The organism is Poseidonibacter lekithochrous (assembly GCF_018861145.1).
Taxonomy (GTDB): domain Bacteria; phylum Campylobacterota; class Campylobacteria; order Campylobacterales; family Arcobacteraceae; genus Poseidonibacter; species Poseidonibacter lekithochrous_A.
The window spans coordinates 24,659-37,322 of record NZ_JAHKQT010000017.1; the positions used below are offsets into that span (position 1 = coordinate 24,659).

The following is a 12,664-nucleotide window of genomic DNA, read 5'->3' on the forward strand; positions in this document are numbered from 1 at the left end:
AAGCTTTGAAAAGGAATTTTCTATTAAAATGCTAGCGATATAAAACAATTAAATGTTTATAAAAGGGTTCCTTTGGATATTAAAACTTTCGATACTTTAGATAAGGCAACAGAAAAATCAATTTCTAGCTTTGCTAAACTTTCACTTGCTCTTCTTTTTATGGTAGTTGTATTTTTATGGTCATATAACTCTCATGGAGATGTTCCTAATAGTACATTCTTAATTATTGGTGCTGTATTTGGGGCTTATATGGCTATGAATATTGGTGCTAATGATGTAGCAAATAATGTTGGACCTGCAGTTGGTTCAAAAGCTATGACAATGATGTGGGCAATTATAATTGCAGCAACATTTGAAGCCTTAGGTGCTTTTGTAGCAGGTGGAGATGTTGTAAATACTATTAAAAAAGGGATTATTAATCCTGATTTAATCTCAGATCCTCAAATATTTATTTGGGCTATGACAGCTGCTTTATTATCAGCAGCACTCTGGCTTAACTTTGCTACATCTATTGGAGCTCCTGTTTCTACAACTCACTCAATTGTTGGCGGTGTAATGGGTGCAGGAATTGCTGCTGCTGGGTTTGGTATTGTTGATTGGGGAACAATGGGAAAAATTGCTTCTTCATGGGTTATCTCTCCTGTTTTAGGTGGTATAATTGCCGCGGCTTTTCTTTATTTCATAAAAACTAAGATTGTTTATAAAAAAGATATGGTGAACTCTGCTAAGGTTGTTGTTCCTTATTTAATTGCAGTAATGACTTGGGCTTTTTCTACATATCTTATTTTAAAAGGTTTTAAAAGACTAGTTAAGTTAGAGTTTTTTTCTGCTTCTCTTATTGCTTTAGTAATTGCTATAATTACATATTTTCTTATAAAACCATTAATAGCCAAAGCTGCTAAAAAACTTGAGAATTCTAGAGGTGGAGTGAATACTTTATTTACAATACCATTAATTTTCGCAGCTGCACTTTTATCATTTGCACATGGGGCAAATGATGTTGCAAATGCTATTGGACCACTTGCCGCAATTAATGACGCTGTTGTGAATTCAGGAGTTTCTTCAAAAGTTGCTATTCCTTTTTGGGTTATGGCTGTTGGAGCTTTAGGAATTGCAGTAGGACTTGCTTTATATGGTCCAAAACTTATTAAAACAGTTGGTTCTGAAATTACAGAATTAGATCAAATGAGAGCTTATGCTATTGCCATGGCTGCATCAATTACTGTAATTATTGCTTCACAGCTTGGACTTCCTGTTTCTTCAACACATATTGCAGTTGGTGGAGTATTCGGAGTTGGATTTTTACGAGAATATTTAGATTCAAATGAAACTAGATTCTTACAAGGTTTAAGAAAAAAGTTTAAAAAGCATAAAAAAGAACTTGATTCTATGACTAAAGAACTTAATGAATTAGAAAAAATTGAATCTAAATCTAAATCTAACTATGTACGAATTGTTGAACTTTATAAAAGTATTGATGAAAAACAAGATATTGTTAAGCAAGAGAAGAAAGATGTTAAAGAAGCTAAAAGTATTAAATATGTTAAAAGAGATGCAGTTAAAAAGATTATTGCTGCATGGGTTATAACTGTTCCTGCTGCTGCTATTTTATCTGCTGCTGTATTTTTTATGATTAAAGGTGTGATGGCTTAAGGAGTAATTTCCTTGAGTATTACACTCTTAATATCAAGAAACTAAAAATTCTATTTGAAAGATTTTATTACTTTATGATAAAATCACCAAAAAAATAGGAATTTTCCAATCGAAGCTATCTTATCTGTATTACCAATTTATTTTTTTATTTTATTAGGTTTTACCGCTAAAAAAATCTTTGATGAGCAAATTAATGAAAGAACTTTAGTTCTTTTATCTCTTTACTTTTTTCAACCTATCTTAATATTTTGGGGATTAACTAAAGCTCCTATTGATTATGCTTTTATTGCCTCGCCTTTAGTTTATTTGGCAATTGTTCTAATTTCATTGGTAATACTTCTGTTAGTTAATAAAAAAATATTTAAAACAAGACAAGACCAATCTATATATTTAGCAACTGCTTTAGTTGGAAATACAGGAAACCTTGGAATTCCATTGGGAATTGCACTTTTTGGTATGGCTTCTGTACCTTATACAAGTATTATAAATATTGCAAATATTTTCTTTATTTATATTTTCTCTGTTTATTTTTTTGCAAGAGAGCAATTTTCACTAAAAGAAGCAATCTTTTCAATTCTAAAAATACCTGGAATTTGGTTTGCTTTTTTAGCTTTATTGGTTAATTATAGCGGTGTGGGAATAAATAAAAATATATATACTGCACTTGAAATGGGAGCATATGCTTCTATGGTTATTCAGCTATTAATTTTCGGAATGTATTTATCAAAAATAAAAATAAAAGCCATGCCTTGGTATTCATCTTTACATATAAGTTTTGTTAAGCATATTTTCTTACCATTATTTGGTATTTTTGTAATATTGTATTTTACTAATTTAAACGCTTATGTGGCCTCTATTTTAATTATGGAGCTAATGGTACCACTTGCAGTTAATAATGTGAATTTAGCTGCTTTATATAACTGTAAACCCTATGATGTTACCGCTTCAATTTTAATATCATCTATAATCTTTGTTGTTTTCTTATATCCTTATATTCAAATTATTGAATATTTTATTAAATAGGTTTTATTATGTGTGGAATATTAGGTACAAATTTTTTATCAAATAACTTCAAGCAATCTCTTGAACTTTTAAATAATAGAGGACCGGACTATCAAAAAAGTGTAAAAATTAATGAGAAAGAGTTTGGACATACAAGATTAGCAATTATTGACTTAGACCAAGAAGCTAATCAACCTATGGTTTTTGATAATATTTTGATTGTTTTTAATGGTGAGATTTATAACTATAAACAGTTAATAATTGATGAGCAATTAGAGTGTAAAACTGCTTCTGATACTGAAGTTATAATAAGACTTTATCAAAAATATGAAACAGATTTTTTAAATAAATTAAATGGAATGTTTTCTTTTTGCCTTTATGATATGAAAAAAGAGAAGTATTTTTGTGCAAGAGATAGATATGGGAAGAAACCATTTTTTTACTATTTTAAAAATAATAAGTTTATCTTTGCTTCTTCTATTAAATCTATACTAAAACTACTTGATAAAAAACCCAATTTAAATAAAGTAGCTGTAAATAAATACCTACAATATTTTGTTTCTTATGGAGAAGATACTTTTTATCAAAATATATTAAAACTAGAAGCTGCTACTTATCTTACATATGAGCCTTTAAAGTCAAATGAGTTAGTTAAAAAAAGATTTTATAAAATAAACACCTATAAAAAAATTAAAGATGAAAGTATTGCTTTAAAAGATATAGAAGAGCTTTTATTTAAAAGTGTAGAAAGTAGATTAGTTGGAGATGTTGAAGTTGCTTCACTTTTAAGTGGGGGAATTGATAGTTCATTAATCTCTGCACTTTATACAAAAATATCAGGAAAAAGAATAAATACCTTTTCAGTTGGTTATGACGAATATAAAAACTATTGTGAGTTAGATTATGCGAAAATAACTGCAAAACATATTAATTCAAATCATCATCCAGTAATAATTGGCAAAAAAGAGTATATAGATAACTTTCATGATACTTTAGATGCACTTGAAGAACCTCATGGTGATAGTGCGGCTATTCCTTTAAATATTTTATCCCAAAGAATTCATCAAAGTGGAATAAAAACTGTTTTATCAGGGGAAGGAAGTGATGAAATATTCTTAGGTTATGATAACTATGCTAAGTTTTTAAAATATTATGAGTTTGAAAAGACACTATCAAGTGGCCAAAATGAGTTTTTAAATACAATAATTTCTGCCTTACAAAACAACACTAAAGAGAGTGAATATTTAAGACGAATTGTAAAAAAGCAAACTTTATATAATTCATTTGGCGAGATTTATACTGATATACAAAGAAAGAAACTTTTTTCTAAAGTACCAAGTTATAAAACTGAGAAACCTAAAAATGATCCAGTTGATTGGATGAGTTATATTGATTTAAAAATATGGCTAGGAGAATCACTTTTATCCAAAGTTGATAGAATTTCTATGAGAAATTCACTTGAAGTTCGAACTCCTTTTTTAGATTTTAATTTAGTTAATTATATGTTCTCAATTGAATCTTCTATAAAAGTTGGAAATACTAATAAATATTTATTAAAAAAAATTGCAGCTAAATATATACCTGAAACTATTATAAATAGAACAAAAAAAGGTTTTAATTCACCCTTTAACGAATGGTTAAATGAAGAATATGGAAATTCAATACTAGATATAGTAATTGATGTAAATAATACAACTAAATTATTTAATGAAGTGTATATTAGGCATATTTATGAACTCTCTTTACAAAGAAAATTTAAACAACATTTTTATTCTTTATTTATATTTTCTTTGTGGTTTAAAAAAGAGTATATATCTTAAGAAACAAAATTGTAAAATCAAAACTTATATAACTTATAATATTTTAAAGAGGATTATATGACAGTATTAATACCAGTTGATTCAACTTCTAGAGATGAATGTGTTATTGCTTCAATTGAAGAAAATAAATCTTGGGCTTTTGTAAAATTAGACGGCGGTAAAATAGCTAGTATTGAATTTGTAGATAGAAGAGAAGATATTTTAGAATGGATTGATGCAGTAGTTGTTATAAATGACCAAGAGTATGTTTGGCCATTTATGGATGAAGGAATAATTGCTTTAGTTGCTCCTACTCAAAAAAGCATTGATGAAATTATTGAAGCTTTTTTATTCAAAGACTTACACGATTTTTCAATATAAATGATTTTTAAAAAGAAAGATCAAACTACACTAAATAAGATTATTACTTCACGACGTGATGTTAGAGGTAATAATTTTATAAATAAAAAGATATCACAAAAAAAACTTTTAAAGATTTTAAACTCTGCACAAAATGCACCTTCTGTTGGTTACTCTCAACCTTGGCGTTTTGTAATTGTTGATGAAGAAAAAAAAGAATTAGTATATAAACATTTTAAAAAATCTTATGATAAAAGCAAAGTAAAATTTAAAGATAGAAAAATTTATAACTCTTTAAAACTGGAAGGAATTAAAGAATCCAATATCAATATTGCTGTTTATTATAAAAAAAGTAAAAAAGATATTTTAGGACAAACATATATGAAAAGAACAGGAGAATACTCTGTTGTATGCGCAATTTTAAATATGTGGTTAACAGCTCGTGCATTAAATATAGGGATGGGTTGGGTTTCTATATTAAAGCCTAAAAAGATAAATAAAATTTTTGATATGAAAAAAGAAGAGCATAAATTTATTGCATATTTATGTTTTGGGTATACAAAAGAGTTTTTTGATGAACCTGAATTAAAAAAACTTGGTTGGAAAAAGAAAAAGAAATTAAGTAAATTAATTTTAAAAAAGGAAGAAAATGAAGAGAACAATTAGTAAATTAGGAGTTACCTCTGTACTTTTAATTGCAATGAGTATAAGCCTTCAGGCAAAAGAAAAAGTATACAAATTAAAAATGGCAACAACTTGGAGTAAAACTACTACACCATTAATTGATGCTGCTACTAATATGGCAAAACTTGCAGAAGAAATGTCTCAGGGAAGATTAATGATTAGAGTTGATAGTTCTAATAAACATAAAGCTCCTTTAGGAATTCTGGATATGGTTAAAGGTGGGCAGTATGATATTGGTCATAGTGCATCTTATTATTGGAAAGGTAAAGATATTAATACTCTACCTTTTACTTCTATGCCTTTTGGTTTAACTGCACCTGAACAATATGCATGGTTTTATTATGGGGGTGGTTTAGAGTTAATGCAAAAAGTTTACTCTAAACATGGTCTTTTATCTTTTCCTGGAGGAAGTACTGGTGTACAAATGGGTGGATGGTTTAGAAATGAAATCAAAACACTTGATGATTTAAAAGGTTTAAAAATGAGAATCCCTGGTTTTGCAGGTGAAATCATGGCTAAACTTGGAGTTCAAGTTACTAATATTGCTCCAGGTGAACTTTATACTGCACTTGATAGAAATACTATTGATGCATTAGAATGGGTTGGCCCTGCAATGGATATTAAAATGGGATTTCATAAAATTGCACCATATTATTACACAGGTTGGCATGAACCTGCTTCTGAAATGCAATTTTTAATAAACAAAAAGAAGTTTAATAAATTACCAAAAGATTTACAACAAATTATGATAGTTGCAATGAGAGTATCTGCATACGATATGTATATTCAACATTATGATATGAGCGCGCAAGCTTGGGATAAGATGAAAAAAGAACAAGCAAATATTAAAATTAAAACTTTACCAATTCCTGTTATGAATGCTATGAAGAAAGTAAATAAAGAGTTAAGAGTTGAACTTGGAAATGAAAGTCCTATGTTAAAAGAGATTTTAGATTCTCAAGATGCTTATCAAAAAAAAGTAAGAGAATGGACAAAAATGTCTGATTATTTATATTTAAAAGATAATTTATAATTATAAAAAAGGAAGCTAATCTCTTGGCTCCTTTTTTTAACTCTTCTTTAATCAAATATATTCCTTATAATGTTTCATGTGAAACATTTATCTTAATTAATACTTTCTTTAAATATTTAATACATCAATTAAGTAAAATAATACTTATATAAATATATACTCTTCTACATTTATTAAGGAGAGATAATGAGAAAAATGATTACTAAACTTGGTCTTACATCTGCATTACTTATTGTAATGTCTATGAATGTACAGGCTTCAGAAAAAGTTTATAAATGGAAGTTAGCAACAACATGGGGGAAAACACTTTCTCCATTAATTGATTCACCAATTAAAATGGCAAAGCTAGTTAAAGAAATGTCAAATGGGAGATTTATTATTAGAGTAGATTCTTCTAATAAACATAAAGCTCCTTTAGGTATTTTAGATATGGTTAAAGGCGGTCAATATGATATGGGTCACTCAGGTTCATATTATTGGAAAGGTAAAGATATTGATACTTTACCTTTCACTACAATGCCTTTTGGTTTAACTGCACCTGAACAATATGCATGGTTTTATTACGGTGGTGGTTTAGAATTAATGCAAAAAGCATATAGTAAACATAAAGTTTTATCTTTTCCTGGTGGAAATACTGGTGTACAGATGGGTGGATGGTTTAAAAAAGAAATTAATACTTTAGATGATCTAAAAGGTCTTAAAATGAGAATTGCTGGTTTAGCAGGTGAAATTATGGCTGATTTAGGTGTTGCTGTAACAAATATGGCACCAGGTGAATTATATACTTCTCTTGAAAGAGGAACACTTGATGCACTTGAATGGGTAGGACCAGGTATGGATATAAAAATGGGATTTCATAAAGTAGCACCTTTTTATTATACAGGTTGGCATGAACCAGCATCTGAAATGCAGTTTCTTGTTAATCAAAGAGCTTATAATAAATTACCAAAAGATTTAAAAGAAATTTTATTAGTTGCAATGAGAGTTTCAGCATATGATATGTATATTCAAAATTATGATATGAGCTCAACTGCATGGGATAAAATTAAAACGGATTATCCAAATATTCAGATTAAAACTTTTCCAAAACCTGTTATGGATGAAATGAAAAAAACAAATAAAAAATTAAGAGATGAAGTATCTAAAAAGAGTTCTTTATTAAAGGAAATTTTAGATTCTCAAGATGCTTACCAAAAGAAAGCTAGAGAGTGGACAAAAATGTCTGACTATTTATACTTAAAAGATAATCTGTAAGAAAGCAGATTATTAAATTTAATTAAGAGCTTTTATGCTCTTAATTAAAATCCTGCATTTGGATCAAAACCCATATCTTGCATCCCAAAATCCATTCCTGAATCAAAATTAGAAAAGTTAGGATTTTCATATCCTTTTTGAACTGATATATTTTGTAGTTGTAATATATCTGCTTTGGGGTCAATACCTTGCGGACATACAAAAGTACATGCGCTACATAAAGTACAATCCCATATTCCTTTATCTTGAATAGAATCAATTATAGAGCTATTATTTAGGACTTTCTTATCATTTATATATCTCAATGCTCTTGTTAGTGCAAAGGGGCCTAGAAACTCTTTATTTACTTCGTAAACAGGACATGAACTGTAACAAGCATTACAAAGAATACAATTACTTTGTATGTCAATAAGCTTTGTATCATTTTGAGATATTTCTAGCTCACTATTAGTATCAAGATATGCTTTAGATTTTTTAATTAAGAATGTTTCATGTGAAACATCTACAACTAAATCCTTAATAACTGTTCTATTTTTTAATGGTTCAATTAAATCATTTTCATTTATAATAGTTTTACAAGCTAGAACTTCTATTCCATTTACTCTAACAGCACACGAACCACAAACTCCACTTTTGCATCCACATCTAAAAGTTAAACTTGCATCACTTATTGATTTTATTTCATTAAGTGCTTGCAATAGATTTGTTTTACTAACAGAAAAAATACTAGTACTTTGATTTTCATGATTTTGTTTATTAAATCTTTTTATTTTTATGTTCATAATACATCCTCAAAAGATAGAATTAATTTATTATCAACCTTTTTTATAAGAGAGTTTTTTTCATATGATTTTGATTCTTCTGGATAATCATCTCTATAATGTGCACCACGACTTTCTTTTCTATTTTTTGCAGTCTTGGCAATTACTTCAGCAATTTCTATCATATTTAAAAATTCGAGAAAATCTACTAAGTTTTTATTATATTCAATTGATTTATCTAATATTCCCATCTTTGGAATTTTACTTTTTATCTCATCTAACTTATTAATTACTAATTGTAAATTTTCTTCATTTCTAAAAAGACCTACATTATCAAAAAATAGTTTTCCTAAATACTCTTTACTTTCATAAAAATTTATTTCATTTGTATAAGTGTATATTTCTTTTATATACTGTTTTTGCTTTTTAAATTCATTGCTTTCTTTATCTTTATTATTCTTTATTTCTTTAGCATTATTTGATGCATTTACTCCAGCAACTTTTCCAAATATAACTATTTCTAGTAATGAGTTCCCACCTAGTCTATTTGCTCCATGAATTGAAGCTTGTGCAACTTCACCACAAGCATATAAAGAGTTTATATTTGTATTAGAATTTATATCAGTTTTTATTCCGCCCATTGAATAATGTGCAGCTGGATTTATAGGTAAAAGTTCATGTTCTAGTTTAATATTCGAAAACTCTAAAGCCAATCTTTTTTCTTGAGGCATTAGACTATTTATCTTTTCAAGTCCTAAATGTCTTAAATCTAAATATACTTTTTCGTTGTTTTTAATCTTTTTGTAAATTGCTCGAGCAACTTCATCTCTGGGTTTTAGTTCATCTACAAATCGTTTTTCATTTTGATCAAGTAAATATCCACCCTCACCTCTAGCACTTTCACTTACTAGAATATTACTATTTACAAGTGCAGTTGGGTGAAATTGTACAAACTCTATATTTGATAGATTCACTCCTGCATTTAAAGAAACTGCTAAACCATCAGCAGTATTTGAAAAAGAGTTAGTTGTAAAATTTGTGTAAATTCCTGCATAACCACCAGTTGCTAGAATTGTACTCTTTGCTTTAAACTCCTTTACAATACCTTCAATGATATCAAAAGCTATTACTCCTAAACAAACATTATTATCAATGATTAACTCTAGTAAAATATGTTCATTTAAAAATTCAACATCATTTTTAATACACTGGTCAAATAAAGTATGAACTATTTTTAATCCTGTGTAATCACTTGAATAACAAGTTCTTATTTTCTTTGTACCACCAAATTTTCTTTGTGCAATTTTACTATTCTTATTTTTTGTAAAAGGTACCCCTATTTTGTCAAGCCATAAAATAGTGTCTTTAGCATTTTTACACATGAAGTTTATATTCTCTTTATTTGCTAAGCCACAAGATGCTTTATATGTATCTTGTGTATGAATATCAACACTATCATCATCTTCATATAAAACTGCATTTATTCCACCTTGTGCTTGAACTGTTTGTGAATGAGTTGGATATGTTTTTGAAAGAATTGCTACTTTTAATCCATTTTCTTTAGCATTTAAGGCAGCAGTTAATCCTGCTGCTCCAGAACCTATAATTAAGACATCATACATGCTATTCCCAGAAATCTTTTAATTGTTCTTCTTTTTTTATTACAGTTTTCTTTGGTAACTCTAAATCTAATTGTTCAATCTGAGCTAGTGCATCTTGTAAATCATCACTATTTATTTCATCAATATCTTCTATTGTTGAATCTTCTGTGTTTTCCTTTAAATTTAGATTCTCTTCTTTTGTAATTACTTTAGGTTTTGTCTTTACTTTTTCTTTCAATTCTAAATAGTCGCTTATTAGTTCTTCATATTTTTGAAAATCCATAAGCATAAAGCTAGGTTTACCATCTCGTAAAATTACAGCTTTATCTATCTCTTTTTTAGAAATCTTATCAAAAACCATTTTACTTTTTCTGATTAACTCTGTTGAAGAAAACATTTCATTTGATCTGTATTGTAGTAAATCCATTTAAACTCCTATACGTATTATAATATGTATTATAGCACAAAATAAAGATTATCTTAATAATAAATAGAGTAGTTAATTTAGATTTATAGTAATTAAAGAAAGAAGATTTTGGGATAAAAATGTATAATTACCTATTAAACTATATGTAATTATACATGTAAAATATTACTTAGAGAATATCAATTCAGCCCATTCTGTAATTGGACCTCTTAGTACTTTTTGTAATTTAATTGCGAATGTATTTACTAATGTACTTTCGTTTTTTGTTGATTTTAAAAGTGTTGTTAATGAATTTGTATATTTATTTACATAGAAATTATCGATTTGTTTATTTGAACCTAGAATCACAACTTTAGATGTATTATCTATTCTTGATAATACCATTTGCATTGTTTTATTAGACATATTTTGAGCTTCATCAATTATTATAAATGAGTTTGATATAGTTCTTCCTCTCATTTCTCCTACCCACATTGTTTCAATACTATAGTTTTGAATCATCTGCTCAACTCTTGATGTTACTTCACTATCATCTAATTCACTTATATTTTCTATGTTTTTTTTAGAATTTCTTTTTTTATGTTCACTTCTTATAATATATTCTAAACTATCCATTAGTGGATGATTATAAATTTTAAATTTTTCTTCAAATCCTGGTAAATATCCAATATCTTCACCTTTATCAAGTGATTCAACAGAGTTTCTAATATAGATTATTTTTTGATACTTCTTTTGTCTTACAAGTTTTAGAGCGCCACTTAAAGCAAGTAAAGTTTTTCCTGATCCAGCTTTTGCTTCTACTATTAACACATTATATATATGTGAAATAATTGCATTTGAAAAGAACAACTGTTCTTTATTTAGTGGAGTAATTATCTGATTTCTTATCTCGATTTCATCTAAAACTTTAATTCTTTTATTTTGAATATTTGCTAAGACTACTTGATCAGAATCTTTTACTTTAAAACAATATGAATAATTATAAGGTTTATGCTCTTTATCAAATAAAGATATTTCTTTATTGTCAAAATCTTCTAGGTCCTCAAATTTTATCTCTATATCCTTTATAAATTCGTACTTAAAGTCATCACTAGTCGAACCTGTTAAGGAGTGCGTTTTTATATCAAGAGATATAGCTCTTGTTCTTGCCATGATATCAAGTGATAAAAATTCTATATTATTTTTATAATATATTTTTGAAAAACTAGCTATTTCTAATATCTTTCTATCGTTAATTATATTTAATGAAACATTTTTTGTATTTATATTATATTCATCTTTAGAGATGATATCTATAATTGCATTTTGTTGATTTTCTATTTCTAATCTTATTATTTTATATCCATCTTTAGAAATTGATTCTTTAATTATTGAGTTTTCTAAAATTCTTGCAAACTCTCTTGCTTGAAAGTTTATTTCATCGAAACCAGATTTTTTACTATCAATTTCATCAAGTACTGTTTCTGGTAATATAATTAGATTTTCACTTTCAGCTGATAGTTTAAATATATTTGTAGCATCTTCTAATAATATATTTGTATCAAGAACATAATATTTATCAAATATCATTTTGCATCCTTTGGTGTTTGTTTTAATACTTTATAAACTAAGAACGCTCCAACTAGTAAAGTTATAACTGTAAATAGTATTGAAAATGTTTTTGTAATTACGTACCCTACAATTAAAAGTGATAATACAGTTGGCACTTCATTATAAGCTCTAAAGAAATTACCAGATTTTTTACAAATCCCCTGCTCTAATTGCTTCATATAATATCCAAGTGAATAAGAATATATTACTAATAAAAAAGCAAATAAAAGTTTTGCATGCATCCAGCCTCCAGCTTCACTAGATAATAAATATGGGTTTAAATAAAGCATAGTTGCTCCACTAATTATTGTTGCCCACATTGCAGGAATACCGATGTATTTATACATTTTATATTCTTGAATTTTAACAACTTCTACAAAGTCTGGTTTATCTTTATGTTCAGTATGATAAACATAAAGTCTTGGTTGATAAAAGAGCATTGCCATCCATGACATAAATGCCATTACGTGAAAAGTTAATATCCAAGTGTAGTATTCCAT

12 protein-coding genes are annotated in these 12,664 nt (G+C 27.6%); 7 read left to right on the forward strand and 5 right to left on the reverse strand.

What is annotated here, in order from left to right:
- Positions 1-72 precede the first annotated feature (72 nt).
- The 7 genes from KO488_RS05965 to KO488_RS05995 all read left to right on the forward strand — a co-directional run bounded on the left by KO488_RS05965 (position 73) and on the right by KO488_RS05995 (position 7,785).
- A complete protein-coding gene (locus KO488_RS05965; protein ID WP_228319043.1) occupies positions 73-1,653 on the forward strand; it encodes an inorganic phosphate transporter in 1,581 nt (526 codons plus the stop codon).
- A gap of 117 nt (positions 1,654-1,770) precedes the next feature.
- The gene (locus KO488_RS05970; RefSeq protein WP_303572115.1) at positions 1,771-2,676 is read left to right on the forward strand and encodes an AEC family transporter; all 906 of its coding nucleotides are present in this window, start codon (positions 1,771-1,773) and stop codon (positions 2,674-2,676) included.
- A gap of 8 nt (positions 2,677-2,684) precedes the next feature.
- Positions 2,685-4,475 (forward strand): asparagine synthase (glutamine-hydrolyzing), encoded by a 1,791-nt coding sequence (asnB, locus tag KO488_RS05975; RefSeq protein ID WP_216057884.1) that lies wholly within the window; start codon positions 2,685-2,687, stop codon positions 4,473-4,475.
- 57 nt (positions 4,476-4,532) lie between these two features.
- Complete coding sequence (locus tag KO488_RS05980) at positions 4,533-4,835, forward strand: hypothetical protein (RefSeq protein ID WP_216057885.1); 303 nt, start codon at positions 4,533-4,535, stop codon at positions 4,833-4,835.
- On the forward strand, positions 4,836-5,480 hold the full coding sequence (gene bluB, locus KO488_RS05985; protein ID WP_216057886.1) for a 5,6-dimethylbenzimidazole synthase: 645 nt from the start codon (positions 4,836-4,838) through the stop codon (positions 5,478-5,480). It begins immediately after the preceding gene.
- On the forward strand, positions 5,464-6,531 hold the full coding sequence (locus KO488_RS05990) for a TRAP transporter substrate-binding protein (RefSeq protein WP_216057887.1): 1,068 nt from the start codon (positions 5,464-5,466) through the stop codon (positions 6,529-6,531). The genes bluB and KO488_RS05990 overlap by 17 nt, the downstream gene beginning before the upstream one ends.
- A gap of 186 nt (positions 6,532-6,717) precedes the next feature.
- A complete protein-coding gene (locus KO488_RS05995) occupies positions 6,718-7,785 on the forward strand; it encodes a TRAP transporter substrate-binding protein (protein WP_216057888.1) in 1,068 nt (355 codons plus the stop codon).
- Between the two features lie 44 nt (positions 7,786-7,829).
- Here KO488_RS05995 and KO488_RS06000 read toward each other — a convergent pair whose 3' ends face one another.
- The 5 genes from KO488_RS06000 to hemJ all read right to left on the reverse strand — a co-directional run bounded on the left by KO488_RS06000 (position 7,830) and on the right by hemJ (position 12,664).
- Entirely contained in the window at positions 7,830-8,567 is a 738-nt protein-coding gene (locus KO488_RS06000; RefSeq protein WP_216057889.1) for a succinate dehydrogenase/fumarate reductase iron-sulfur subunit, read from the reverse strand.
- Complete coding sequence (locus KO488_RS06005) at positions 8,564-10,168, reverse strand: FAD-dependent oxidoreductase (protein WP_216057890.1); 1,605 nt, start codon at positions 10,166-10,168, stop codon at positions 8,564-8,566. Before KO488_RS06005 ends, KO488_RS06000 begins: the two co-directional genes overlap by 4 nt.
- Position 10,169: 1 nt before the next feature.
- The gene (locus KO488_RS06010) at positions 10,170-10,574 is read right to left on the reverse strand and encodes a hypothetical protein (protein WP_216057891.1); all 405 of its coding nucleotides are present in this window, start codon (positions 10,572-10,574) and stop codon (positions 10,170-10,172) included.
- Between the two features lie 165 nt (positions 10,575-10,739).
- Entirely contained in the window at positions 10,740-12,143 is a 1,404-nt protein-coding gene (locus KO488_RS06015) for a PhoH family protein (RefSeq protein WP_228319046.1), read from the reverse strand.
- The gene (gene hemJ, locus KO488_RS06020) at positions 12,140-12,664 is read right to left on the reverse strand and encodes a protoporphyrinogen oxidase HemJ (protein ID WP_216057892.1); all 525 of its coding nucleotides are present in this window, start codon (positions 12,662-12,664) and stop codon (positions 12,140-12,142) included. The genes KO488_RS06015 and hemJ overlap by 4 nt, the downstream gene beginning before the upstream one ends.